This is a genomic window from Campylobacter sp. FU_497, from assembly GCF_025772425.1.
GTDB lineage: Bacteria > Campylobacterota > Campylobacteria > Campylobacterales > Campylobacteraceae > Campylobacter_D > Campylobacter_D lari_C.
On record NZ_JAKMSC010000020.1, the window covers coordinates 1 to 26,016 of the forward strand.

Sequence of the window (26,016 nt, forward strand, 5' to 3'; positions counted from 1 at the left end):
TTTGGTTTGACGCTTTCAACTGGAAAGATGATGGTGATACTTCTATAGGTAAAACAATTGTAGATTATGATGCTAATTTGGAAGATTATGATTTAGTGGATAGTCCAGTAACTTTAGCTAAATCATCACTATACGGTGCTGCTGTATTAGGTGAATTTGATCCATTTGCATTCCAAGTATGGGCTGCTTACTCAAATAACTGGGCATTCTTATATGCAGTAGATGCTAGCTATAAATTTGCATTTAACGATGCTAATTTCAAAATCCAAGGTCAATACTTAGGAAATAGCCTAGATAGCGACAAAGAAAAATTAGGCTTAGACAATGGTAATTTCTATGCTGGACAAATTCAAGCAAATATCTATGCTTTTGATTTCCAAGCAGGTGTAGTTGGCTATGGTGAAAAAGATAAAGGTAGCGTAGTTGTATTAGAAGATAAAGGTCAAGTTATAGCTCCAGGCGAACAAATCTTCTATTCTCACGGAAGTAGATTAACAGGTGACACAGGCGAAAACTTCTTCTATTTTGCAGGTTTAGGCTATACTTTTGCTGAAACACTAAGAGTAGGATTTGATTATGTTGGTGGTACAACTGAATTAAGTCATGGTTACAAAGATATAGATAAAAATGAATACATCGCAAGAGTATCTTACGCTTATAGTCCAAAACTTACATTTAGCGGCTTCTATTCTTACTTAACTGAAGATTTCAATGAAGCTGGTGTAGATGATATTAAAGATCAATTCATCAGACTTGAAGCTCTATATAAATTCTAATTATAAAAGCTAAGCCAAAAGGCTTAGCTTACTATATCTAAAATTATCTCTTCTTTTAATCCTTGTATTTTAATTTCTTTTATTTTTAATTCATTAGGTAGGTTTTCAAACAATACTTCTTTACTATGTATATTTTTACTTGCTAGTATTCTTAGCATTTTACCCCTATAAGCCTTTGCAAAATGACTTAAACTTTTGGAATTTTTTAAAAAAGTGAAAGTTAAAAAAGGCCTTTTAATAGTATAAAATTTTTCATAAAATTTAGCTCTAAGATCAATTATCAATTCATTTTCTAAAAATTTATCAATTTCATCAGAAAAATTATCTTTATAAAATTTTTCTATATTAAAATCTTTGATTTTCTCTCCTTGCTTTAATTTATAATAAGGTATTAAATCTTTTGCTAAAATAGGACCAAAAAGATTAGAAAAAATCAAAACATTCTCATCTATGTATTCTCTTGAAATCTCACTTAAATTTTCATAGTCTAAATAATCAAAAGCAACTCCATTGTATCTTTGGATAGCTTTAATTGTGTCTTTTATTGTAATATCTTGAGTTAGCTCTTGCATTTCGTTTTTATCTTTTATACCAAAAAACTTTTCAAGTTCGCCTTCACTGCATTGTTTTATATGATTTTTATATTTTGTAAGCACTTCTAGTCTTTTGCTATATAAATTACTAAAAGCAAAAGAGTTTTCATTTATACAAGTTTGTGTGTTTGTTTTACTTTTGCTTTCACTAGGTGAAAATAAAATTTTCATATTTAATCCTTTATTTTTTTAAAAATTATACAAAATTATTTAAAACACTTGACATTAATTCAAAATTACATTATAATTCAACTTTATTTTTTGCTGGTTTAGCTCAGTTGGTAGAGCAGCTGCCTTGTAAGCAGCAGGTCGGGGGTTCAAGTCCCTTAACCAGCTCCATTGTTAATAGCAGTGTTTGACCAGAAATAAAAAGCATTTTTATTCATGGTGAGTTACTCAAGTGGCCAACGAGGGCAGACTGTAAATCTGCTGGCTTTCGCCTTCCGTGGTTCGAATCCACGACTCACCACCATTGCTTTGCGGGAGTAGCTCAGTTGGCTAGAGCATCAGCCTTCCAAGCTGAGGGTCGCGGGTTCGAGTCCCGTTTCCCGCTCCAACCTAATTTTGGTAGAGTGAAACTGGGAGCTGTTTTTAAATTCAGAATTTCTAGCAGTTTCAAATTTCCAAAATTTTATAATTTATGTTTTTAATTTTTCTGAGCGCTCGTATGGCTCAGAGGTAGAGCACTCCCTTGGTAAGGGAGAGGTCGCGGGTTCAAGTCCCGCTATGAGCTCCATTGATTTCAAGAGATTATAAAACATAAATTAGTATTTGTTTGTAAATTTTATATGGAGGAAAAAGATGGCTAAAGAAAAATTTTCACGTAATAAGCCTCACGTAAATATTGGTACTATTGGTCACGTTGACCACGGTAAAACTACTTTAACAGCTGCTATCTCTGCTGTTCTTTCAAGAAGAGGTTTGGCTGAGCTTAAAGATTATGATAATATCGACAATGCTCCTGAAGAAAAAGAGCGTGGTATTACTATTGCAACTTCTCACATTGAGTATGAAACAGAAAATCGTCACTATGCTCACGTAGACTGCCCAGGTCACGCTGACTATGTTAAAAATATGATTACTGGTGCTGCTCAAATGGACGGTGCTATTCTTGTTGTTTCTGCTGCAGATGGCCCAATGCCACAAACTAGAGAGCACATCTTACTTTCTCGTCAAGTAGGTGTACCATATATCGTTGTTTTCATGAACAAAGCTGATATGGTTGATGATGCTGAATTATTAGAATTAGTTGAAATGGAAATTAGAGAGTTGTTAAGTTCTTATGACTTCCCAGGAGATGACACTCCAATTATTTCAGGTTCTGCTTTACAAGCTCTTGAAGAAGCAAAAGCTGGACAAGATGGTGAATGGTCTAAAAAAATCCTAGATCTTATGGCAGCAGTTGATGAGTATATCCCAACTCCAGCTCGTGATACAGATAAAGATTTCTTAATGCCAATTGAAGACGTATTTTCAATTTCAGGTCGTGGTACAGTTGTTACTGGTAGAATTGAAAAAGGTGTTGTTAAAGTTGGTGACACTATTGAAATCGTTGGTATTAGAGAAACACAAAGCACTACAGTAACTGGTGTTGAAATGTTTAGAAAAGAAATGGATCAAGGTGAAGCAGGTGATAACGTAGGTGTTCTTCTACGTGGTACTAAAAAAGAAGATGTTCTTCGTGGTATGGTTCTTGCTAAGCCAAAATCAATTACTCCACATACTGACTTTGAAGCAGAAGTTTATATTTTAAATAAAGATGAAGGTGGTCGTCACACTCCATTCTTTAATAACTATAGACCACAGTTCTATGTAAGAACAACAGATGTTACTGGTTCTATCCAACTTGCAGAAGGCGTTGAAATGGTTATGCCAGGTGAAAATGTTAGAATTACTGTAAGTCTTATTGCACCAGTTGCACTTGAAGAAGGTACTCGTTTTGCTATCCGTGAAGGTGGCCGTACTGTTGGTTCAGGTGTTGTATCTAAAATTATTAAATAATCATAAGCGAGATTTTATCTCGCTTTTTAAGGAATAAAAATGAGAATTAAAGTTGGCTTAAAATGTGAAGAGTGCGGTGATATTAATTACAGTACTTTTAAAAATAGTAAAAATACAACTGAAAAATTAGAATTAAAAAAATATTGCCCAAGATTAAAAAAACATACAGTTCATAAAGAAGTTAAATTAAAAAGTTAAGGCTTTTATATAAAAGCCCTTAGGGCAATAGCTCCAACGGTAGAGCGCCGGATTCCAAATCCGATGGTTGGGGGTTCGAATCCCTCTTGCCCTGCCACAAAATAAGGTAAAATATGGAAAAACTAATAACTTATTTTAAATTGTCAAAAGCTGAATTATCAAAAGTTATTTGGCCTTTGAAAGAGCAAGTTAGAAATGCTTATATTACAGTTTTTGTAGTTGTTACTGTTGTTTCATTATTTTTAGCATTGGTTGACTTGATTATGTCATTTTCATTATCTAAGATTATAGGATAAAATAATGAATCATAAATGGTATGCAATTCAAACCTATGCAGGTAGTGAAATGGCTGTAAAAAGAGCCATAGAAAATTTAGTTAGAGATCATGGAATTCAAGAGCAATTACTAGAAGTGATTGTTCCAACTGAAGATGTGATCGAATTTAAAAATGGTAAAGAAAAAATAAGCGAAAGAAGTTTATATTCAGGCTATGTATTTGCCAATATTGACTTATCAACAGAACTTTGGCATAAAATTCAATCTTTGCCAAAAGTTGGTCGTTTTATAGGGGAAAGTAAAAAACCAACCCCATTGAGTGAAAAAGATATCAATCTTATTTTAGAAAAGGTGAAAAATAAAGCAGCACCTAAACCTAAAATTTCATTTGATAAAGAAGAAAGTGTAAGAATAACCGAAGGTCCTTTTGCAAACTTTGTAGGTATTGTAGAAGAATATGATATGGTTAGAGGGGTTTTAAAGCTAAATGTTTCAATATTTGGTAGATCAACTCCAGTAGAGATCTTATACTCTCAAGTTGAAAAAATAGTTTGATAATATAGCAAGTAAAGGAGAAAGGTTATGGCTAAAAAAGTCGTAGGAGAAATAAAATTACAAATAGCTGCTACTAAGGCTAATCCATCACCTCCAGTTGGTCCTGCTTTGGGTCAACAAGGTGTTAATATTATGGAATTTTGTAAAGCATTTAATGAAAGAACAAAAGATATGGCTGGTTTTAATATTCCAGTTGTTATTACTGTTTATGCAGATAAAAGCTTTACATTTATCACAAAACAACCACCAGCTACAGATTTAATCAAAAAAGCTGCAGGTATTTCTAAAGGTGCAGATAATCCTTTAAAAAACAAAGTAGGTAAATTAACTAAAGCACAAGTTTTAGAAATTGTTGATAAAAAAATAGCTGATATGAACACAAAAGATAGAGAGCAAGCTGCTAAGATTATTATGGGTTCTGCTCGTTCTATGGGTGTTGAAATCGTAGATTAATACTCTTTACCGCCAAGAGTTTAAAAAGGCGGTAGCACTTTATATAAAATGCGGAGAAAAATTAATGTCTAAAAATACTAAAAGATTTACAGAATTATTAAAAAAAATTGATTCAAATAAAAATTACTTAATGGATGAAGCAATAAGCACAGTTAAAACTCTTGCTTCTGCTAAATTTGATGAAACAGTTGAAATTGCTTTAAAATTAAATGTTGATCCAAGACATGCAGATCAAATGGTAAGAGGTAGTGTAGTTTTACCTTGTGGTACAGGTAAAAAAGTGCGTGTTGCTGTTATAGCAAAAGATGCAAAAGCTGATGAGGCAAAAAATGCAGGTGCTGATATAGTTGGTAGTGATGATTTAGTAGAAGAAATTCAAAAAGGAAATATGAATTTTGATGTCTTAATTGCTACTCCAAATTTGATGGGTTTAGTTGGTAAAGTAGGTCGTATTTTAGGGCCTAAAGGTTTGATGCCAAATCCTAAAACAGGTACTGTAACAATGGATGTTGCACAAGCTGTAAATAATGCTAAAAATGGTCAAGTTAACTTCCGTGTTGATAAACAAGGAAATATCCATGCAGGTTTAGGTAAAGTTAGCTTTACTCAAGAGCAATTAAAAGAAAACATGACAGCATTTGTAAAAGCTATTAATAAACACAAACCAGCAGCTGCAAAAGGAAGATATATTAAAAATGCTAGTCTTTCTTTAACTATGAGTCCTTCTCTTTCTCTTGATACTCAAGAATTACTTGATACAAAATAAAATTAATGAGAGTTTTACTCTCATTAATAAAAATTAGATAAGATAATAACTTTTATTTTATCTAATTTTTATCTTAGATTGGAGATAGCCGAGGTCCTAGGACTTAATTAGATTTTCTGCTCTGCTTGAAATCACCGGTCGGAAAGGAGTAAAGATGACTAAAAGCCAAAAAGTTGAACTTGTTTCTAAACTTGAAGAAGGTTTTAAAGCTAGTGAAGCTGTTGTAGTTTGTAACTATAAGGGTTTAAACACTAAAAAACTTGAAGAGTTAAGAAATAATGCGAGAGAAATGGATGTTAAAGTTCAAATTATTAAAAATACTTTAGCAAGTATTGCTCTTAAAAATGCCGGCAAAGATGGAATGGAACTTAAAGATACTAATATTTATCTTTGGGGTGAAGACCAATTAAATGTTTCAAAAGTTGCTGATAAATTTAGCGAAGCTAATCAAGCATTTGAGATCAAAACTGCATTTATCGAAGGCGAAGTTGCTTCTGTAGATAAAGTTAAAGCTTTAGCTAAAATGCCTTCTCGCAATGAATTACTTGCTATGCTTTTGCAAGTTTGGAATGCACCAATCACCAATTTCACAATTGGATTAAATGCATTAAAAGAAAAAAAAGAAGCTGAATAAAATTATAAAAAGGATAAAAAATGGCAATTACTAAAGAAGATGTATTAGAATTTATTTCTAACCTAAGTGTTCTTGAGCTTTCAGAATTAGTAAAAGAATTTGAAGAAAAATTTGGTGTTTCTGCTGCTCCAGTTATGGTTGCAGGTGCTGCTGTTGCAGGTGCTGCTGGCGGTGCTGCTGAAGAAAAAACTGAATTTGATATCGTATTACAAGATGGTGGTGATAAAAAAATCAACGTAATTAAAGTTGTTCGTGCTTTAACTGGTCTTGGATTAAAAGAAGCAAAAGATGCAGTTGAGCAAACTCCATCAGTTCTTAAAGAAGGTGTTAGCAAAGCTGAAGCTGAAGAAGCTAAAAAACAACTTGAAGAAGCTGGCGCTAAGGTTGAGCTTAAATAATTTTTTGTTTTTTAAAAGAAAGGATTATATATCCTTTCTTGTTTTCCTTTAATTAAGGATTCTTTCTTTCAATACTTTTACCATGGGGTATAATAATATGTTAAATTCACAATCAGGAAATCGTTTAAGAATAGACTTCTCGAATGTTCCACAACAAATAGACATTCCAAATTTATTACAATTGCAAAAAAAGAGTTTTGATTATTTTTTAAATTTAGATGCAAAAAATTCAGAAAGCGGAATTGAAAAAGTATTTAAATCTATCTTTCCAATCCATGATCCGCAAAATAGATTAAGTTTAGAATATGTAAGTAGTGAAGTAGGTAAGCCTAAATATACCATTAGAGAGTGTATGGAAAGAGGTTTGACTTATTCTGTAAATTTAAAAATGAAAATCCGTTTAACTTTACATGAAAAAGATGAAAAAACGGGTGAGAAAATTGGTATAAAAGATATTAAAGAACAAGAAATTTATATTAGAGAAATTCCTTTAATGACAGATAGAATTTCTTTTATTATCAATGGAGTAGAAAGGGTTGTAGTTAACCAACTTCATAGAAGTCCAGGTGTTATTTTCAAAGAAGAAGAAAGTTCTACTGTTGCAAATAAATTAGTATATACAGCTCAAATTATACCAGATCGTGGTTCTTGGCTTTATTTTGAATATGATGCTAAAGATGTACTTTATGTACGTATCAATAAAAGAAGAAAAGTGCCTATTACAATTTTATTTAGAGCACTTGGTTATAAAAAACAAGATATTATAAAATTATTCTACCCTATACAAACTATTCATGTAAAAAAAGATAAATTCTTAACCGAATTTAATCCAAATGACTTTTTAGATAGAGTTGAATATGATTTAAAAGATGAAAAAGGTAATGTAATTCATCAAGCTGGTAAAAGAATGACAAAGAAAAAGGCTGAACAGCTTGTAAAAGATGGTGTTAAATGGGTTGAATACCCAGTTGAAATTTTAACAAATAGATATTTAGCTAATCCTATCATTAATAAAGAAACCGGTGAAGTTTTATATGATTCTTTAACACTATTAGATGAAGGAAAATTAGCAAAAATTAAAGAAGAAAAACAGTTTGATATTGCAAACGATTTAGCTAATGGAGTAGATGCTGCTATTATTAATTCTTTTATTCAAGATAATGAAACTTTAAAATTATTAAAACAAACAGAAAATATAGAAGATGAAAATGATTTAGCAGCTATTAGAATTTATAAAGTGATGAGACCAGGTGAGCCTGTAGTAAAAGATGCTGCAAAAGCTTTTGTGAATGATTTATTTTTCAATCCTGAAAGATATGATCTAACAAAAGTTGGTCGTATGAAAATGAACCATAAGTTAGGCTTAGATACGCCTGAATACGTTACAGTTTTAACTAATGAAGATATAGTAAAAACTGCAAAATATTTAATTAAAGTAAAAAATGGTAGAGGCCATATCGATGATAGAGATCACTTGGGTAATCGTCGTATTAGATCAATTGGAGAGCTTTTAGCGAATGAACTTCATGTAGGTCTTGCTAAAATGCAAAAATCTATTAGAGATAAATTTACGGCTTTAAATGCGGATATTGACAAAGTAATGCCTTATGATTTGATCAATCCTAAAACAATTACTGTAACCATTATGGAATTTTTTACCGGTGGTCAATTATCTCAATTTATGGATCAAACAAACCCATTGAGTGAAGTAACTCACAAGCGCCGTTTATCTGCACTTGGTGAGGGTGGTTTAGTAAAAGAAAGAGCAGGATTTGAGGTGCGTGATGTCCATGCAACGCATTATGGAAGAATTTGTCCTGTTGAAACCCCAGAAGGTCAAAATATCGGTTTAATTAATACACTTTCAACTTATGCTAAAGTAAATGATTTGGGTTTTGTTGAAGCACCTTATAAGAAAGTAGAAAATGGCAAAGTAAGCAATGAAATCGTTTATTTAACCGCTACTCAAGAAGAAGGTTTAGTGATCGCAGCAGCTTCAACTAAAATTGATGAAAAGGGTAATATTGTTGAAGAATTTGTTGAAGCAAGACAAGATGGTGAAACAATCTTAGCAAGAAGAGAAGAAGTGCATTTGATTGACCTTTGTTCGGGTATGATAGTAGGGGTTGCAGCATCTTTGATTCCATTCTTAGAGCATGATGATGCAAACAGAGCTTTGATGGGTTCAAACATGCAACGTCAAGCAGTGCCTTTACTAACTGCGCAAGCACCTATAGTAGGTACTGGTATGGAAAAAATCATTGCGCGTGATGCTTGGGAAGCTATTAAAGCTAAAAGAGCAGGGATTGTGGAAAAAGTTGATAATAAAAATATTTTCATTTTGGGTGAAGATGAAAATGGACCATTTATTGATCATTACAAAATGGAAAAAAATCTAAGAACTAACCAAAATACAACTTTTATTCAACATCCGATTGTTAAAAAAGGCGAATTTGTTCAAGCAGGTCAAATCATTGCAGATGGTCCAAGTATGGATCAAGGCGAACTTGCTATTGGTAAAAATGCTTTAATCGCATTTATGCCATGGCATGGGTATAACTATGAAGATGCTATTGTAATTAGTGAGAAAATTTTACGTGAAGATACTTTTACTAGCGTTCATATTTATGAAAAAGAAGTAGAGGCTAGAGAACTTAAAGATGGTGTAGAAGAAATTACAAAAGATATTCCAAATGTAAAAGAAGAGGATTTAGCACATCTTGATGAGAGTGGTATTGCTAAAATAGGAACTCATATTAAGCCTGGCATGATTTTAGTAGGTAAAGTTTCTCCTAAAGGCGAAGTAAAACCTACACCTGAAGAAAGATTATTAAGAGCTATTTTTGGCGAAAAAGCTGGACATGTTGTAAATAAATCTTTATATGCAACTGCTTCATTAGAAGGTGTTGTTGTAGATGTGAAAATCTTTACTAAAAAAGGTTATGAAAAAGATGCGCGTGCTATAAAAGCTTATGATGATGAAAAATTAAACCTTGAAAAAGAACATCATGATAGACTTTTAATGATGGATAGAGAAGAAACTTTAAGGGTTTGTTCTTTGCTTTCTAAGTCGCCTTTAAATTCAGATGAAGAAATCAATGGTGTTAAATATAAAAAAGGTTCCAAAGTAGAAATTACAGAATTAGAAAAAATCAATCGTTTTGCATTAAATTCTTTAGTTAAAGCTTATTCTAAAGAAGTACAAAAAGAATACGATGATTTAAAAAACCATTTCCAAAATGAGAAGAAAAAACTTAAAACAGAACATGATGAAAAATTAGAAATTTTAGAAAAAGATGATATTTTACCAAGTGGAGTAGTTAAACTTGTTAAAGTATATATCGCGACTAAGAGAAAATTAAAAGTTGGAGATAAAATGGCAGGACGCCATGGAAATAAAGGTATTGTATCAAATATCGTTCCAGAAGTTGATATGCCATATTTACCTGATGGAAGACCTATTGATATAGCTTTAAATCCTCTAGGGGTTCCAAGCCGTATGAATATAGGGCAAATTCTTGAAAGTCACTTAGGGATTGTTGGTATGAGATTAGGTGATCAAATTCAAGAAATTTTTGATAGAAAACAAAAAGATTTTGTAAAAGAATTACGTGAAAAAATTCTTGAAATTTGTAGTGTATCTAGACTTGAGTTAGAAAAGAAATTTGTACAAACTTTAAATGATGAGCAACTTATTTCTTATGCTAGAGATTGGGCTAAAGGGGTAAAATTTGCTACTCCTGTATTTGAAGGTGTAACGGTTGAAGAATTTGGTAAGCTTTTTGAAATGGCTAAAATAGCTATGGATGGAAAAAGCGAACTTTATGATGGAAGAACTGGTGAAAAAATGGCAGAGCGTGTGCATGTTGGATGTATGTATATGCTTAAATTACACCACTTAGTAGATGAAAAAGTTCACGCAAGAAGTACTGGACCTTATAGCTTAGTAACACAACAACCAGTTGGTGGTAAAGCATTATTTGGTGGGCAAAGATTTGGTGAGATGGAAGTTTGGGCTCTTGAAGCTTATGGAGCAGCTCATACTTTAAGAGAAATGTTAACTATAAAATCTGATGATGTTGAAGGTAGATTTAGTGCTTATAAAGCTTTAACAAAAGGTGAGAATGTTCCAGCAACAGGTATTCCAGAGACATTCTTTGTACTTACAAATGAATTAAAATCTCTTGCTTTAGATGTTGAGATTTTTGATAAGGATGAGAATAATGAGTAAATTTAAACCTATCGAAATAAAAGAAGATGGCAGACCTAGAGACTTTGAAGCTTTTCAATTAAGACTTGCAAGTCCTGAAAAAATCAAATCATGGTCTTATGGGGAAGTAAAAAAACCAGAAACGATTAATTATAGAACCTTAAAGCCTGAAAGAGACGGGCTTTTTTGTGCTAAAATTTTTGGACCAGTAAGAGATTATGAATGTCTTTGTGGTAAATATAAAAAAATGCGCTTCAAAGGCATTAAGTGTGAAAAATGTGGTGTTGAAGTTACTAGTTCTAAAGTACGTCGTTCAAGAATGGGGCATATTGAATTAGTTACACCGGTGGCACATATTTGGTATGTAAATTCTTTACCAAGTCGTATCGGTACTTTGCTTGGTGTAAAGATGAAAGATTTAGAACGCGTATTGTATTATGAAGCATATATAGTAGAAAATCCAGGTGATGCTTACTATGATAATGAAAATACTAAAAAAGTTGAATTTTGTGATGTATTAAATGAAGAGCAATATTTAAATTTAATGCAACGCTATGAAAGTAGTGGATTTAAAGCTAGAATGGGTGGTGAAGTTGTTAGAGATTTGCTAGCAAATTTAGATCTTGTAGAGCTTTTAAATAAACTAAAAGAAGATATTGCAGCAACTAATTCAGAAGCAAAGAAAAAAACTATCATCAAACGTTTAAAAGTGGTAGAAAATTTCTTAAATAGCAATTTAAATAGCAATACAAATATTGATGAAGTGGTACCTAATCGTCCTGAGTGGATGATGATTACAAATTTACCTGTATTACCACCTGATTTAAGACCTTTAGTAGCTTTAGATGGTGGAAAATTTGCAGTTTCTGATGTGAATGATTTATACAGAAGAGTTATCAATAGAAATACGCGTTTAAAAAGACTTATGGAACTTGATGCACCTGAAATCATCATTAGAAATGAAAAAAGAATGCTACAAGAAGCAGTTGATGCTTTATTTGATAATGGTAGAAGAGCAAATGCGGTTAAAGGTGCAAATAAACGTCCATTAAAATCTTTAAGTGAAATCATCAAAGGAAAACAAGGTCGTTTCAGACAAAATCTACTTGGTAAAAGGGTGGATTTTTCAGGTCGTAGTGTTATTGTTGTTGGGCCAAAACTTAGAATGGATCAATGTGGTTTACCTAAAAAAATGGCTTTAGAATTATTTAAGCCACACTTATTAGCTAAACTTGAAGAAAAAGGTTATGCTACCACTGTAAAACAAGCTAAAAAAATGATAGAAAATAAAACCAATGAAGTTTGGGAGTGTTTAGAAGAGGTTGTTAAAGGTCATCCTGTAATGCTTAACCGTGCTCCAACCTTGCATAAGCTTTCTATTCAAGCATTTCACCCTGTACTTGTAGAAGGTAAGGCGATCCAATTACATCCATTGGTGTGTGCGGCGTTTAATGCTGACTTTGATGGGGACCAAATGGCTGTGCATGTACCTTTATCGCAAGAAGCAATAGCTGAGTGTAAAGTATTAATGCTCTCATCTATGAATATCTTGCTTCCAGCAAGTGGTCGTTCTGTGACTGTGCCTTCTCAAGATATGGTTTTGGGGATTTATTATCTATCTTTGGAAAAAGATGGTGCTAAGGGTGAGCATAAAATTTGCACAGGTATTGAAGAGGTTATGATTGCCCTAGAAGCAAAATCTTTAGATATTCATGCAAGTATTAGAAGTGTGGTTGATGGTAGAAAAATCACTACGACTGCGGGAAGATTAATCATTAAGTCTATCTTACCTGATTTTGTTCCTGAAAATATGTGGAATAAAGTCATGAAGAAAAAAGATATTGCAGCTTTGGTTGATTATGTTTATAAAGAAGGTGGCCTTGAAGTAAGTGCTTGCTTTTTAGATAAATTAAAAGATCTTGGTTTTGAATATGCAACAAAAGCGGGTATTTCTATTTCAATTGCTGATATTATTGTGCCTGATCAAAAGCAAAAAAGTATAGAAGAAGCTAAAAAACAAGTAAGAGAAATCCAAAATTCATATAATTTAGGTTTGATTACTTCAGGCGAAAGATATAATAAGATTATTGATATTTGGAAAAGTACTAATAATGTCTTATCAAAAGATATGATGGAATTAATTAAAAAAGACAAAGAAGGATTTAACTCTATTTATATGATGGCAGATTCTGGTGCTAGGGGTTCAGCAGCTCAAATTTCACAGCTTGCTGCGATGAGGGGTCTTATGGCTAAACCTGATGGTTCTATTATTGAAACACCGATTATTTCAAACTTCCGTGAAGGATTAAACGTTCTTGAATATTTTATTTCAACTCACGGTGCTAGAAAAGGTCTTGCAGATACAGCGTTAAAAACAGCAAATGCAGGTTATTTGACAAGAAAACTTATCGATGTAGCGCAAAATGTAAAAGTTACAATGGAAGATTGTGGCGCACATGAGGGTGTTGAGATTAATGAAATCACCGCAGATGGTGTTGTAATTGAAACCTTAGAAGAAAGAATTTTAGGAAGAGTTTTAGCTGAAAATATTATCGATTCTATTACTAATGAGATTTTATTCTCAGAAGGTACTTTAGTAGATGAGGAAAAAGCTAGAATTATTGTTGAAAGTGGAGTAAAGAGTGTAAGTATTAGAACTCCTATTACTTGTAAAGCTAAAAAAGGCGTATGTTCTAAATGCTATGGTATTAACCTAGGTGAGGGCAAATTAGTTAAGCCAGGTGAGGCTGTAGGTATTATATCTGCTCAATCAATCGGTGAGCCAGGAACGCAACTTACACTAAGAACTTTCCATAGTGGTGGTACTGCTAGTACAGATTTGCAAGATCGTCAAGTAGTAGCACACAAAGAAGGTTTTGTAAGATTTTATAATCTTAATACCTATGAAGATAGACAGGGTAAAACTATCGTTGCAAATCATCGCAATGCTGCTATTTTACTTGTTGAGCCAAAAATCAAAGCTCCATTTAAAGGAACTATCCATATTGAGCATGCGTATGAAGATGTGGTTGTTAGCGTTAAAGCAAAAAACAATGAAGCTAAATTTATATTAAGAAAATATGACTTAGCAAAAGCTAATGAGCTTGCGGGTGTAAGTGGTAATATTGAAGGTAAATTATATATTCCATATAGTGATGGTGCTGAAGTAGCTGAAAATGAAAGTATTGTAGAAGTAATCAAAGAGGGTTGGAATATACCAAATCGTATTCCTTATGCGAGTGAATTGCTAGTAAAAGATGGAGATCCTATCACTCAAGATATTATAGCTGGCGCAAAAGGTACTTTGAAATTTTATATGCTTAAAGGGGACGGTTTAGATAGAATTAGAAATCTAAAAAAAGGTGATGTGGTTAAAGAAAAAGGTGTTTTTGTTGTTATTGCTGATGAAAATGATAGAGAAGCAAAAAGACATTATATACCAAGAGAATCTGTGATTGAATTTGATGATAGCGCTTTTGTGGATAATCCTAAAACCATCATAGCAAAATCAAGCAAGGAAGATAAAACTATCATTGCTGAATGGGATGCGTATAATAATACTGTAATTGCAGAAGTTGCAGGTACAATTAACTTTGAGGATATTGAATCAGGTTATAGTGCTGATGAGCAAATTGATGAAGCAACGGGTAAAAGATCGCTTGTTATTAATGAGTATTTACCAAGTGGAGTGCGTCCTGCATTGTTAATTATAGGTGAAAATGATAAGGTAGTGCGTTATCAACTAGAGCCAAAAACTGTTATTTATGTAAATGATGGCGATAAGGTTAAACAAGCTGATATCCTAGCTAAAACTCCAAAGGCAGCGGCTAAGTCAAAAGATATTACTGGAGGTCTTCCAAGGGTATCTGAATTGTTTGAAGCAAGAAAGCCAAAAAATACTGCTGTTGTGGCTGAAATTGATGGGGTTGTTAGGTTTGATAAACCTTTAAGATCAAAAGAAAGAATCATTATTCAAGCAGAAGATGGAAGTAGTGCAGAGTATTTGATAGATAAATCAAAACGCATTCAAGTAAGAGATGGTGAATTTATCCATGCGGGTGAGAAATTAACCGATGGAGTTATTTCAAGTCATGATGTACTTAGAATTTTAGGTGAAAAAGCATTGCATTATTATCTTATCTCTGAAATTCAGCAAGTTTATCGTGGTCAAGGTGTTGTGATTTCTGATAAGCATATTGAAATCATCGTATCGCAAATGCTAAGACAAGTAAAAATTGTTGATAGTGGTCATACAAACTTTATTGTAGGTGATTTGGTTTCAAGAAGAAAATTCAGAGAAGAAAATGAAAGAATTTTAAGATATGGCGGTGAACCTGCTGTGGCTGAACCTGTATTGCTTGGGGTTACAAGAGCAGCTATTGGAAGTGATAGTGTGATTTCAGCTGCTTCATTCCAAGAAACAACAAAAGTTTTAACAGAAGCAAGTATTGCAGGTAAATTTGATTATCTTGAAGATCTAAAAGAAAATGTAATCTTAGGTCGTATGATTCCTGTTGGTACAGGTCTTTACGGGGAACAAAATTTAAAGCTTAAGCAACAAAATTAATTTTCAATCCTAGCAATTTTGCTAGGATTTTTAAAGTATTTTATGTTTAAAATAATTGATTTAGAACAATATAAAAGAAAAGAACATTTTAACTTTTATACTCAAAATATCCCTTGCTCGTTTGAAATTACTGTTAAATTAGATATTAGTTCTTTTTATTATTTTATTAAAAACAATAATTATGAATTCTATCCTTGTTTTATCCACGCTATTAGTAAAAGTATAAATGCTTTTGATAATTTTAAATTTAGTTTAGATCAAAACAAACAGCTGATATGTTATGATGTTATCCATCCTTCTTATACTATTTTTCATAAGGACTCTAAAACTTTTTCTGTTCTTTGGACTTTCTATAAAGAAAATTTAAATGATTTTTTATCTTTATATGAAGAGGATAAACAATTATTAAAAAGCAATAAAAGTATGTTTTTAAAAGAACCTATAGATAATCTTTTTAATATTTCTGCTATTCCTTGGATAGCTTTTGAAAATTTTTCTTTACACTTGCCAAAAAAAGAGCAATATTTCTTTCCTATTATAACAAGTGGAAAGATTATAAAAGAAAATAAAAAATTTCTCATTCCTTTTAGTATTAATGTTAATCATGCCAGCAATGATGCTTATCACATTTATTTGTTTTTAGAAAAACTCCAAGAAAACCTTAATAGTTTATAATTTTATAAGTAAAATTTAGATATTATCCAAAGTTTATTATTTTATTAATGAAAGGAATTACTGTGCCAACCATAAATCAATTGGTTAGAAAAGAGCGCAAAAAAGTTTTAGAAAAATCTAAATCACCAGCGCTTAAAAATTGCCCACAAAGAAGGGGAGTTTGTACTAGGGTTTATACAACAACTCCTAAAAAACCAAACTCAGCGTTAAGAAAAGTTGCCAAAGTAAGACTTACAAGTGGCTTTGAAGTTATTAGTTATATCGGTGGTGAAGGTCACAACCTACAAGAACACAGTATTGTTTTAGTGCGTGGTGGTAGGGTAAAAGACTTACCAGGTGTTAAGTATCACATAGTTCGTGGTGCCTTAGATACTGCAGGTGTTGCAAAAAGAACTGTTTCTCGTTCTAAATATGGTGCAAAACGCCCTAAAGCAGCAGCTAAGTAATAAAATTGCAGACAAATCCGTTAGATTTGATTTTGTTTGAGTAAAATTATAAATTTGAAGGAAAATTATGAGAAGAAGAAAAGCTCCGGTAAGAGAAGTCTTGCCAGATCCGATTTATGGAAACAAAGTAATCACAAAATTCATTAATTCTTTAATGTATGATGGTAAAAAAAGCACAGCTACGACTATTATGTATGGTGCTTTAGAAGCTATCGATAAAAAAGGTGGAGAAAAAAAAGGTATAGAAATTTTTAATGATGCTATTGAAAATATTAAGCCTTTATTAGAAGTTAAATCTCGTCGTGTTGGTGGTGCCACTTATCAAGTGCCAGTAGAAGTACGCCCAGCTAGACAACAAGCTTTAGCTATAAGATGGATTATTTCTTTTGCTAGAAAAAGAAGCGAAAGAACTATGATAGAAAAATTAGCAGCAGAATTATTAGATGCAGCTAATAGCAAAGGTGCTTCATTCAAGAAGAAAGAAGATACTTATAAAATGGCAGAAGCTAACAAAGCATTTGCTCATTATCGCTGGTAAGAGGAGTAAAATATGTCAAGAAGTACTCCTTTAAAAAGAGTTAGAAATATAGGTATCGCAGCTCATATTGATGCAGGTAAAACAACTACTAGTGAGAGAATTCTTTTCTTTACAGGTATGAGTCATAAAATTGGCGAAGTACATGATGGTGCAGCTACAATGGACTGGATGGAGCAAGAAAAAGAAAGAGGTATTACAATTACTTCTGCTGCTACAACTTGTTTTTGGAAAAATCATCAAATCAACCTTATAGACACTCCAGGCCACGTTGACTTTACAATTGAAGTTGAAAGATCAATGCGTGTTTTAGATGGTGCTGTTGCGGTATTTTGTTCAGTAGGCGGAGTTCAACCACAATCAGAAACTGTTTGGAGGCAAGCTAATAAATATGGTGTTCCAAGAATTGTTTTTGTAAATAAAATGGACAGAATTGGTGCAAATTTCTTTAACGTAGAAGAGCAAATTAAAAATCGCTTAAAAGGTAACCCAGTTCCACTCCAAATTCCAATTGGCGCTGAAGATAATTTCAAAGGTGTAATTGATCTTATTACCATGAAAGCTTTGGTATGGGAAGATGAAAACAAGCCGACTGATTATGTAGAAAAAGAAATTCCAGCTGAGCTTAAAGAAAAAGCTGAAGAATATCGCACAAAAATGATAGAAGCGGTTTCTGAAACAAGCGACGAATTAATGGAAAAATATCTAGGCGGTGAAGAACTTACTCAAGAAGAAATCAAAGCAGGTATTAAAGCAGGATGTTTAAGTCTTTCTATGGTTCCTATGCTTTGTGGTACAGCTTTTAAAAATAAAGGTGTTCAACCATTGCTTGATGCTGTTGTTGCTTATTTACCAGCTCCTGATGAAGTTGCTAATATCAAAGGCGAATATGAAGATGGTACAGAAGTTTCTGTAAAATCAACTGATGATGGTGAATTTGCAGGTCTTGCATTTAAAATTATGACCGACCCTTTTGTTGGACAATTAACTTTCGTTCGTGTATATAGAGGAAGTTTAGAAAGCGGTTCTTATGCATACAACTCAACAAAAGATAAAAAAGAAAGAATTGGCCGTCTTTTGAAAATGCACTCTAATAAAAGAGAAGAGATTAAAACTTTATACGCAGGAGAAATTGGAGCGGTTGTTGGTCTTAAAGATACACTAACCGGTGATACTTTAGCAAGTGAAAAAGATAAAGTTATTCTAGAGAGAATGGATTTCCCAGATCCTGTTATTTCAGTTGCTGTTGAGCCTAAAACAAAAGCAGATCAAGAAAAAATGTCTATTGCTTTAAATAAATTAGCTCAAGAAGATCCAAGCTTTAGAGTTTCTACAGATGAAGAAAGTGGTCAAACTATCATTTCAGGTATGGGTGAGCTTCACTTAGAAATTATCGTTGATAGAATGCTTCGTGAGTTTAAAGTTGAAGCAGAAGTTGGTCAACCTCAAGTTGCTTACCGTGAAACTATTAGAAAAACAGTTGAGCAAGAATACAAATACGCTAAACAATCAGGTGGTCGTGGTCAGTATGGTCATGTATTCTTAAGACTTGAGCCACTTGAGCCAGGTAGTGGTTATGAGTTTGTAAATGATATCAAAGGTGGGGTAATTCCAAAAGAATATATTCCAGCAGTTGATAAAGGTGTTCAAGAAGCATTACAAAACGGTGTTTTAGCAGGATATCCTGTTGAAGATGTTAAAGTAACTGTTTATGACGGAAGTTACCACGAAGTGGATTCTTCTGAAATGGCGTTTAAACTTGCAGCTTCTATGGGCTTTAAAGAAGGCGCTAGAAAAGCAGGCGCTGTAATCTTAGAACCTATGATGAAAGTTGAAGTTGAAACTCCAGAAGAATACATGGGTGATGTTATTGGTGATTTAAATAAACGCCGTGGTCAAGTAAATTCAATGGATGAAAGAGGTGGTAATAAAATTATTACAGCATTTTGTCCTTTGGCTGAGATGTTTGGTTACTCAACCGATCTTAGAAGTCAAACTCAAGGCCGTGCTACTTATTCTATGGAATTTGATCACTATGATGAAGTTCCAAAAAATGTTTCTGAAGAAATTATCAAAAAAAGAAACGGTTAATCTATCAAGATGAGCTTATTGCTCATCTTGAATTATTTATGTCCTTTTGAATTAATTAAATTAATTACTCCTTCATTAATTTCATATGCTTTTCCAAAACCTTTAACATATCTTCCATTTTTCAGTATAAGTTGAAATAAATGAAAATCTTGCATATTTTTAATGACTTGGATTATTTCTTTATTGCTTTCATTTTCATAAGTATTTAATACTTGCTCAAAGAGTTGATTATCTCTTGTTATTTCTATACACTCTATTCTAAATTTAAGTCTTTTTCTTGCAAAGATTGACATGCAATCTTTTTCATCTTCTATAAACATAATTTCTATGTTTTTATTATTGTGTTTAACTCCTTCAAAATGTTCAGCAATTTCACTAATATAAATATAAAAGTCATTTTTAATTTTTATAATAGGTGCGTATGAGCATATTGTTTGATTGTTTAAATTTAAAGAAGATATCATAATACTTTTGCATTCTTGCATAAATTGATTAATTTCATCATGTAATTGCATATATTTTCCTTGTAGGTTAGAATGGATAAGATTGAGGATTGTATGAAAGTAAAAAGAAGAGTTTATCACTCTTCTTCATCAGTATTTTTGCGTACAACTTTAATGCGTTCTATACTATTTCCATCCATCTTTTTGACTTCATAGTAGCAGAATTCATCTTCTATTCTATCTCCAACTACCGGTAAGCGTCCTAAGAGATTGAAAACATATCCACCTATAGTAACTTGCTCTAGTTCTTCATTAAAGCGTATATCAAGCATTTCTTCTACTTCACTAATTTCATATCTTCCTTGAAATTCATAAATATTTTCTGCAAGTTTTTTAAAATGTGGACTAGAATCATCATGCTCATCGTTAATATCTCCAACGATTTCCTCCATAATATCTTCCATGGTTAAAAGACCAGCTGTGCCACCATATTCATCTACTACTAATGCTGTGTGTACTTGTTCTTTATTCATCATGAAAAGGACTTTGGATATGCTGATATTTTCTGGAACTAAGATCATTTTGATTAAAAAATCATCTAAATTTTTCTTATCTTTGCTAAGTTCATTTTGCATGATGTCTCTAATATGCACCATACCCAAAATGATATCTTTAGAACCATCTATATATGGAAAGCGTGTGTGTTTGTACTGACAAACTATTTGCATATTTTCTTCATAACTTTTTTGTTTGTTAAGACATATCATATCTTTTCTAGGTGTCATGATTTCTTTTGCTACTGTATCTGAAAAATCAACAGCATTACGTATGATTTCAGTTTCAAACTCATCCAAAACTCCACCTTTTTGGCTTTCACTCGCAATAAATTTAATTTCTTCTTCAGAGTGGCTTAATTCATGTTCTTTGGCAGGTTTAATACCTATAACTTTTAAAGAAATTGCAGCTAAAAAGTCAAATGTTTTGATAAAAGGTAGGAAAAGCAACCAAAATAAATGCAATGGTCTTGCAATCCATAAAACAGCTTTATCTGCAATAGCTATAGCAACGCTCTTTGGAACTAACTCACCTAATACAACATGCAATAATGTGATAATAGCAAAAGCGATAACAAATGCTATGGTATGAATTAATGCCGGAGCTAAGCCTAAATTTGCCAAAGGAACTTCAAGAATTTTAGCAATAGCAGGCTCGCCTATCCAACCAAGAGCAAGAGAGCTTAATGTAATACCAAGTTGGCAAGCACTTAAATAAGTATCTAGCTTTGAGGTTACTTCTAAAGCTTTTTTTGCATTACGTTTTTTTTCTTTTACCATTTCTTCAAGTTTTGATCTACGTACTTTAACAATAGCAAATTCAGATAAAACAAAAAATCCATTTAAAAGCACTAAAGCTAATGCAACAAGAATCATAAAAGTAGAATAGCCTACATCAATTGAGGCAACAGCGGGTAATGTTTGATTTAAGTCTAAAGATTGACTGGGGTCCAAAAAAACTCCTTTAATAAAATTTTTGCAAAATTATATCAAATCAAAACTATAAAATTAGCTTAAAATAAATGATATATTTTAAATTAATTTATGTTTTCTGTATTCAATATTTTTTTCAAATTCATCTAAACGTTTATAAATGCTACGCAATTGTGTGATAGTTGTCCAGTTGGTGATAAAAATACTAAATGAAGATCTAACTTGATCAAAAGCATTGCCAACTTGTATGATAATTCCAAGTTGTATAAGTCCTAAAAATAAGCTTGGAGCCATGATTAAAAAAGGCACTATAACCATGATTTGCTCAAATAAATAAAGCCATATATTAAAATACCCATAATGCAAAAATAATCTTTTATAATTGATTTTAAGCCCAGTAAATAAACTTAAAATACTTTCATCGCTCGCATAATTTTTTCTATCATCTTCAGCAAAAACAAGTTCTTTTCTAAAAGCAGCTTCAGCTTTTTGATTATTATATTCAAGACCGGGTAATTTAATGCCAACAAACCATGATATAACAAGACCTCCTAAAGAAACCAAAAATGCAATCCATACTAAAGAGCCATTAATGTCTTTTAAGATAGGTAAATTAACATGCGCACTTAACATCCACAAAATTGGAACAAAAGCAATTAAAGTCATAATTGCCTTAACAAAAGCCAATCCTAAGCTTTCTATGATTTTTGAAAAATTATAAATATCTTCTTGAATTCTTTGTGAGCTACCTTCTATGTTGTCATCTTTTTTTTGCCAAAATTTAATATAATCAAAAGTCATAGCCTCACGCCATTTAAAGGCATAAATACTTCCAAAATATTGTGTGATAGTAGCGATTAATACATAAGGCAATGCTAAATATAAAAATTGTTTAATAAAATGATAAAAGTCATCTATGCTATGATTTTTCGCATCTTGTAAAACATCATAAAATTCCTTATACCATTCATTTATTGCAACATTAATGGAAGTTTGAGCAAGTAAAGAAGCTAGTAAAAAAAACAAACCCAAATAAGCCCACAACGCCCATTTTTTTGAGTAAAAAAAAGATTTAAACATTTAAATTTCTTTTAACATTTTTTCATAGTGTTTTATTGTATGTTTTTTTGCTTTAAAAATTATACTAAAAATCATAATAAAACAACTTGCAACTAAAAATCCAGGAATGATTTCATAAATTGCTATAAAATTTGAACCAAAATGTTTATAAAATATAACGGTTAAAGCTCCACTAACCATTCCAGCTATCGCACCTTCTTTACTCATATTTTTATAAAATAAAGAAAATAAAATAACACTTCCAAAGCTTGCACCAAAACCAGCCCAAGCGTAAGAAACTATACTTAAAATTTGACTTTGCGTATCAAGTGAAAGTACAAAAGCTACACAAGCAACAGCTAAAACACCTAGACGTGATAATAAAGTAATATTTTTATCATTTGTTTTTCTTTTTAAGATTTGTGTATAAAAATCTTGCACCAAGCTAGAAGCACACACTAGTAGTTGAGAACTTGCAGTACTCATAATAGCTGCTAAAATCGCACTGAGTAAAATTCCTGCCACCCAAGGATTAAAAAGCACTTGAGACATTACGATAAATATTCTTTCAGGGTCATTTAAAGTAAGATTAAATTTAGCTATATAAGCAATACCTAAAAATCCTATCATAGCAGCACCAAATAAAGAAATTACCATCCAAGTTATGCCTATAAAAGTTGCAGTAGGAATTTCTTTTACATTTTTTATAGAGATAAAGCGAATTAAAATGTGAGGTTGGCCAAAATAACCAAGCCCCCATGCCAGGGTTGATACTACGACCAACCAACCACCACCGTCTAGGCCAAAGGCTTGGGGTTTTACATCATTTATAGTAGAAAAGGCTTCGCCAAAGCCACCAAGTTCAAAAATCATCACAAAAGGAATGATGATTAATGAACTCATCATTAAGAGTCCTTGTATCATATCAGTCCAACATACGGCTTTATAGCCACCTAAAAAAGTATATAAAACAATAACTAAAAATCCAATGCTTAAGGCAAAAATATAAGGTAAATTAAATACACTTTCAAAAAGCTTAGCACCACTTACTAATCCAGCACTAATGTAAATAGTAAAAAATACCAAAATAACTATTGCACAAATGCTTCTTAAAATATGTCTATCATCATGAAAGCGACTTTCAAAAAAATCAGGAATTGTAATGCATTCTTTGGCTATTTGAGAAAAAATCTTTAATCTTTTAGCAACAAAGGTCCAGTTTAAAAACATACCAAAACTTAATCCTATGGCTATATAAATTTGTCCTAAACCAGCTGCATATAAAGCACCAGGAAAAGCCATTAAAAGCCAACTGCTCATATCAGAAGCACCTGCACTTAAGGCAGATATTACAGGCCCCATGGAGGCATTACCAACAAAATAATCTTTACTGTTTTGATTTTTTTTGTAAAAATAAAAACCTATAAAAAGCATTAAAAATGCATAGGTAATAAAAGTAATAACAATAGGATAAGAAAGTTCTACACTTTGTAAATTCATAAGTGTCCTTAAAAAATTTAAAAAACTATCATTTTACTTGTTTTATTTTAAAAAAACATTATAAAAATTATTTTTTATTTTTTATTTCAATGCTTTATAAAGTTTTTTTGTTACAATTTTCTAAAAAATTTAAGGAAAAATGATGAAAAATCTTTTGATTATAGGTGCAGGTGGTGTAAGCCGTGTTGCGACTGTAAAATGTGCAATGAATAGTGATGTCTTTAGCAAAATAACTCTAGCAAGTAGAACCAAAAGTAAATGTGATGAAATAGCAGCTTTTATAAAAGAGCGTTTGGGTATAGAAATTCAAACTGAGCAAATAGATGCAGATGACACTGATGCTGTTGTAGAACTTATCAAAAAAACAGGAGCTGAAATTTTATTAAATGTAGCTTTGCCTTATCAAGATCTTACTTTAATGGATGCGTGTATTCAAACTAATATCCACTATGTAGATACTGCAAACTATGAACATCCTGATTTGGCTAAATTTGAATATAAAGAACAATGGGCAAGAAATGATAAGTTTAAACAAGCAGGAATTTTAGGACTTTTAGGTAGCGGTTTTGATCCAGGTGTTACTAATGTATTTTGCGCTTATGCACAGCAAAATTTGTTTGATGAAATTCATTATATAGATATATTAGATTGTAATGCTGGAGATCATGGCTATGCTTTTGCAACTAATTTTAATCCTGAAATTAACTTAAGAGAAGTTTCTGCTAAAGGTCGTTACTGGGAAAATGGAAAATGGATAGAAACTGAACCTATGGAAATAAAAATGGAGTGGGATTATCCTGAAGTAGGGGTAAAGGATAGTTATTTACTTTATCATGAAGAGCTTGAAAGTTTAGTAAAAAATATCAAAGGCTTAAAAAGAATAAGATTTTTTATGACTTTTGGACAAAGTTATTTAACTCATATGAAATGTCTTGAAAATGTTGGTATGCTGGGTATTAAACCTATTATGCATCAAGGTAAAGAAATAATACCAATAGAATTTTTAAAAACCTTACTTCCTGATCCTGCTAGTTTAGGCCCTCGCACCAAAGGTTATACTAATATAGGTTGTGTGATTCGTGGTGTAAAGAATGGAAAAGATAGACAAGTTTATATTTACAATGTTTGTAATCACGAAGAATGTTTTAAAGAAACTGGAGCACAAGCTGTGAGTTATACTACCGGAGTTCCTGCAATGATAGGAACAAAGCTAATCGCTAAAGGAATTTGGCAAGGAAAAGGTGTGTTTAACATGGAAGAATTTGATGCTAAATCTTTCATGGATGAGTTAAATACTCAAGGACTTCCTTGGAAAATTATAGAAATGGAGCCAAATTTAGGAAAATAATCTCAAGTCATTTTTGACTTGAGAAAGTTTTAATAATGACGCAATTATTATTAAGTATAGATTGGACGCCTTTTTTAGTTTCCATAAAACTTTCTATTATTACTTGTATAATTTTGTTTTGTTTTTGCATACCTCTTGCTTGGGTTTTTACTTTTAAGCAATTTAGAGCAAAAAAAATTCTAGAAACTATAATAACCTTACCCCTGGTTTTACCACCATCTGTTGTTGGTTTTTACTTATTGATTTTATTTTCAAAATACTCTTTTTTGGGTAATTTTTTAGAAAAATATTTTAATATCACTTTAGCTTTTACCTTTGAAGGTTTGGTGATAGCAAGTTGTATTTACTCTTTACCTTTTATGTTTAATCCTTTATATAATGCAATGTCTATGATTTCTAAAAATATTATAGAAGCTAGTTTTTCTTTGGGAAAAAATTCTTTCATCACACTTTTTAAAGTAATCTTACCTAGTATTAAACCAGCTATATTAAGTGCTTTAGTAATAAGTTTCGCACATACTATGGGCGAGTTTGGTATAGTATTAATGATAGGCGGTTCTTTAAGCGGAGAAACAAAAGTAGCTAGTATTGCTATATATGAAAGTATGGAAAATTTAGATTTTGTCACAGCCCATATTTATAGCCTTATACTTTTAATTTTTAGTTTTATTGTTTTATTAAGTGTGAATCTTCTTAATAAACAAAAAAGATAATCTATTTGTTATCTTTATACATTTTGATATAAATTTATCTAATCATATTTTATCTTTAATTGTTGGTTTTCTCTTTTGTTTTCTTGTTTATTAGCTATATTTAAGATATTGTTTTCATTATATTTGATACAAATTTTCTACATTTTATAATAACTCATATCTCATTATTTTTTTCTAAAAATTTACCACATGTTATAAACCAATATCCACAGCCCCTCCCCTATATTTACCTATCACATACCATAACACACACTCTATTCTCCTCCTTTTTTTAATAATTCCCCACATATCC

22 protein-coding genes and 5 tRNA genes are annotated in these 26,016 nt (G+C 31.8%); 22 read left to right on the forward strand and 5 right to left on the reverse strand.

All coding sequences use genetic code 11. The features are described 5' to 3' along the window. Positions 1-776, forward strand: a 776-nt coding sequence (locus L8W68_RS07275; protein ID WP_263675616.1) for a major outer membrane protein, incomplete at its 5' end; no start/stop codon positions are given. Positions 777-799: 23 nt separating this feature from the next. On the opposite strand, the gene L8W68_RS07280 is transcribed toward L8W68_RS07275, so the two are convergent. Then, positions 800-1,540 (reverse strand): YaaA family protein, encoded by a 741-nt coding sequence (locus tag L8W68_RS07280; protein ID WP_263675617.1) that lies wholly within the window; start codon positions 1,538-1,540, stop codon positions 800-802. 92 nt (positions 1,541-1,632) lie between these two features. Between L8W68_RS07280 and L8W68_RS07285 the strand changes: the two genes are divergently transcribed. The 19 genes from L8W68_RS07285 (at position 1,633) to fusA (ending at position 19,174) form a co-directional block, all read left to right on the forward strand. Continuing rightward, positions 1,633-1,708 (forward strand) — tRNA-Thr (locus tag L8W68_RS07285). 47 nt (positions 1,709-1,755) lie between these two features. Beyond that, positions 1,756-1,841: transfer RNA gene (locus L8W68_RS07290), tRNA-Tyr, on the forward strand. Positions 1,842-1,848: 7 nt separating this feature from the next. After that, positions 1,849-1,925: transfer RNA gene (locus tag L8W68_RS07295), tRNA-Gly, on the forward strand. Positions 1,926-2,030: 105 nt separating this feature from the next. Beyond that, positions 2,031-2,105: transfer RNA gene (locus tag L8W68_RS07300), tRNA-Thr, on the forward strand. A 65-nt stretch (positions 2,106-2,170) separates the two neighbouring features. Continuing rightward, complete coding sequence (gene tuf, locus L8W68_RS07305; protein WP_039617742.1) at positions 2,171-3,370, forward strand: elongation factor Tu; 1,200 nt, start codon at positions 2,171-2,173, stop codon at positions 3,368-3,370. A gap of 39 nt (positions 3,371-3,409) precedes the next feature. Further along, positions 3,410-3,568, forward strand: coding sequence for a 50S ribosomal protein L33 (gene rpmG / locus L8W68_RS07310; RefSeq protein ID WP_039617743.1), 159 nt, complete (start codon positions 3,410-3,412; stop codon positions 3,566-3,568). Positions 3,569-3,589: 21 nt separating this feature from the next. Beyond that, positions 3,590-3,665: transfer RNA gene (locus tag L8W68_RS07315), tRNA-Trp, on the forward strand. A gap of 16 nt (positions 3,666-3,681) precedes the next feature. After that, positions 3,682-3,864: a preprotein translocase subunit SecE gene (gene secE, locus L8W68_RS07320; protein WP_039617745.1), complete on the forward strand. Its 183-nt coding sequence runs from the start codon at positions 3,682-3,684 to the stop codon at positions 3,862-3,864. 1 nt (position 3,865) lies between these two features. Next, positions 3,866-4,399, forward strand: coding sequence for a transcription termination/antitermination protein NusG (gene nusG / locus L8W68_RS07325; protein ID WP_087684660.1), 534 nt, complete (start codon positions 3,866-3,868; stop codon positions 4,397-4,399). 27 nt (positions 4,400-4,426) lie between these two features. Further along, the gene (gene rplK, locus L8W68_RS07330; protein WP_012661181.1) at positions 4,427-4,852 is read left to right on the forward strand and encodes a 50S ribosomal protein L11; all 426 of its coding nucleotides are present in this window, start codon (positions 4,427-4,429) and stop codon (positions 4,850-4,852) included. A 64-nt stretch (positions 4,853-4,916) separates the two neighbouring features. Next, positions 4,917-5,618: a 50S ribosomal protein L1 gene (gene rplA / locus L8W68_RS07335; protein ID WP_039617747.1), complete on the forward strand. Its 702-nt coding sequence runs from the start codon at positions 4,917-4,919 to the stop codon at positions 5,616-5,618. Between the two features lie 154 nt (positions 5,619-5,772). After that, positions 5,773-6,252, forward strand: coding sequence for a 50S ribosomal protein L10 (rplJ, locus tag L8W68_RS07340; RefSeq protein WP_039617749.1), 480 nt, complete (start codon positions 5,773-5,775; stop codon positions 6,250-6,252). 20 nt (positions 6,253-6,272) lie between these two features. After that, entirely contained in the window at positions 6,273-6,650 is a 378-nt protein-coding gene (rplL, locus tag L8W68_RS07345) for a 50S ribosomal protein L7/L12 (RefSeq protein WP_012661184.1), read from the forward strand. A gap of 97 nt (positions 6,651-6,747) precedes the next feature. Beyond that, entirely contained in the window at positions 6,748-10,881 is a 4,134-nt protein-coding gene (gene rpoB, locus L8W68_RS07350; protein ID WP_039619574.1) for a DNA-directed RNA polymerase subunit beta, read from the forward strand. After that, on the forward strand, positions 10,874-15,427 hold the full coding sequence (gene rpoC, locus L8W68_RS07355; protein ID WP_263675618.1) for a DNA-directed RNA polymerase subunit beta': 4,554 nt from the start codon (positions 10,874-10,876) through the stop codon (positions 15,425-15,427). The genes rpoB and rpoC overlap by 8 nt, the downstream gene beginning before the upstream one ends. 42 nt (positions 15,428-15,469) lie before the next feature. Beyond that, positions 15,470-16,102: a CatA-like O-acetyltransferase gene (locus L8W68_RS07360; RefSeq protein ID WP_263675619.1), complete on the forward strand. Its 633-nt coding sequence runs from the start codon at positions 15,470-15,472 to the stop codon at positions 16,100-16,102. Positions 16,103-16,164: 62 nt separating this feature from the next. After that, positions 16,165-16,548, forward strand: a complete 384-nt coding sequence (gene rpsL / locus L8W68_RS07365) for a 30S ribosomal protein S12 (protein WP_012661187.1) — start codon at positions 16,165-16,167, stop codon at positions 16,546-16,548. Between the two features lie 67 nt (positions 16,549-16,615). Then, entirely contained in the window at positions 16,616-17,086 is a 471-nt protein-coding gene (gene rpsG, locus L8W68_RS07370) for a 30S ribosomal protein S7 (protein WP_012661188.1), read from the forward strand. Positions 17,087-17,098: 12 nt separating this feature from the next. Continuing rightward, positions 17,099-19,174: an elongation factor G gene (gene fusA / locus L8W68_RS07375; protein ID WP_039617755.1), complete on the forward strand. Its 2,076-nt coding sequence runs from the start codon at positions 17,099-17,101 to the stop codon at positions 19,172-19,174. A 32-nt stretch (positions 19,175-19,206) separates the two neighbouring features. Here fusA and L8W68_RS07380 read toward each other — a convergent pair whose 3' ends face one another. The 4 genes from L8W68_RS07380 to putP all read right to left on the reverse strand — a co-directional run bounded on the left by L8W68_RS07380 (position 19,207) and on the right by putP (position 23,663). Then, positions 19,207-19,689: a pyridoxamine 5'-phosphate oxidase family protein gene (locus tag L8W68_RS07380; RefSeq protein WP_263675620.1), complete on the reverse strand. Its 483-nt coding sequence runs from the start codon at positions 19,687-19,689 to the stop codon at positions 19,207-19,209. Positions 19,690-19,754: 65 nt separating this feature from the next. Then, positions 19,755-21,125 (reverse strand): hemolysin family protein, encoded by a 1,371-nt coding sequence (locus L8W68_RS07385; RefSeq protein WP_263675622.1) that lies wholly within the window; start codon positions 21,123-21,125, stop codon positions 19,755-19,757. Positions 21,126-21,203: 78 nt separating this feature from the next. Next, complete coding sequence (locus L8W68_RS07390) at positions 21,204-22,184, reverse strand: putative transporter (RefSeq protein ID WP_039668130.1); 981 nt, start codon at positions 22,182-22,184, stop codon at positions 21,204-21,206. Further along, positions 22,185-23,663 (reverse strand): sodium/proline symporter PutP, encoded by a 1,479-nt coding sequence (putP, locus tag L8W68_RS07395; RefSeq protein WP_263675623.1) that lies wholly within the window; start codon positions 23,661-23,663, stop codon positions 22,185-22,187. A gap of 142 nt (positions 23,664-23,805) precedes the next feature. On the opposite strand from putP, the gene L8W68_RS07400 reads away from it, so the two are divergent. After that, on the forward strand, positions 23,806-25,011 hold the full coding sequence (locus tag L8W68_RS07400) for a saccharopine dehydrogenase family protein (RefSeq protein ID WP_263675625.1): 1,206 nt from the start codon (positions 23,806-23,808) through the stop codon (positions 25,009-25,011). 35 nt (positions 25,012-25,046) lie between these two features. Beyond that, the gene (gene modB, locus L8W68_RS07405; protein WP_263675627.1) at positions 25,047-25,724 is read left to right on the forward strand and encodes a molybdate ABC transporter permease subunit; all 678 of its coding nucleotides are present in this window, start codon (positions 25,047-25,049) and stop codon (positions 25,722-25,724) included. Positions 25,725-26,016: the final 292 nt, after the last annotated feature.

Excerpts from the sequence above, each read along its gene's own strand:
- L8W68_RS07280 (WP_263675617.1), bottom strand. The coding sequence starts at position 1,540 with ATGAAAATTTTATTTTCACCTAGTGAAAGCAAAAGTAAAACAAACACA.
- tuf (WP_039617742.1), top strand. The coding sequence starts at position 2,171 with ATGGCTAAAGAAAAATTTTCACGTAATAAGCCTCACGTAAATATTGGT.
- rpmG (WP_039617743.1), top strand. The coding sequence starts at position 3,410 with ATGAGAATTAAAGTTGGCTTAAAATGTGAAGAGTGCGGTGATATTAAT.
- secE (WP_039617745.1), top strand. The coding sequence starts at position 3,682 with ATGGAAAAACTAATAACTTATTTTAAATTGTCAAAAGCTGAATTATCA.
- rplK (WP_012661181.1), top strand. The coding sequence starts at position 4,427 with ATGGCTAAAAAAGTCGTAGGAGAAATAAAATTACAAATAGCTGCTACT.
- rplA (WP_039617747.1), top strand. The coding sequence starts at position 4,917 with ATGTCTAAAAATACTAAAAGATTTACAGAATTATTAAAAAAAATTGAT.
- rplJ (WP_039617749.1), top strand. The coding sequence starts at position 5,773 with ATGACTAAAAGCCAAAAAGTTGAACTTGTTTCTAAACTTGAAGAAGGT.
- rplL (WP_012661184.1), top strand. The coding sequence starts at position 6,273 with ATGGCAATTACTAAAGAAGATGTATTAGAATTTATTTCTAACCTAAGT.
- rpoB (WP_039619574.1), top strand. The coding sequence starts at position 6,748 with ATGTTAAATTCACAATCAGGAAATCGTTTAAGAATAGACTTCTCGAAT.
- rpoC (WP_263675618.1), top strand. The coding sequence starts at position 10,874 with ATGAGTAAATTTAAACCTATCGAAATAAAAGAAGATGGCAGACCTAGA.
- L8W68_RS07360 (WP_263675619.1), top strand. The coding sequence starts at position 15,470 with ATGTTTAAAATAATTGATTTAGAACAATATAAAAGAAAAGAACATTTT.
- rpsG (WP_012661188.1), top strand. The coding sequence starts at position 16,616 with ATGAGAAGAAGAAAAGCTCCGGTAAGAGAAGTCTTGCCAGATCCGATT.
- fusA (WP_039617755.1), top strand. The coding sequence starts at position 17,099 with ATGTCAAGAAGTACTCCTTTAAAAAGAGTTAGAAATATAGGTATCGCA.
- L8W68_RS07380 (WP_263675620.1), bottom strand. The coding sequence starts at position 19,689 with ATGCAATTACATGATGAAATTAATCAATTTATGCAAGAATGCAAAAGT.
- L8W68_RS07390 (WP_039668130.1), bottom strand. The coding sequence starts at position 22,184 with ATGTTTAAATCTTTTTTTTACTCAAAAAAATGGGCGTTGTGGGCTTAT.
- putP (WP_263675623.1), bottom strand. The coding sequence starts at position 23,663 with ATGAATTTACAAAGTGTAGAACTTTCTTATCCTATTGTTATTACTTTT.
- L8W68_RS07400 (WP_263675625.1), top strand. The coding sequence starts at position 23,806 with ATGAAAAATCTTTTGATTATAGGTGCAGGTGGTGTAAGCCGTGTTGCG.
- modB (WP_263675627.1), top strand. The coding sequence starts at position 25,047 with ATGACGCAATTATTATTAAGTATAGATTGGACGCCTTTTTTAGTTTCC.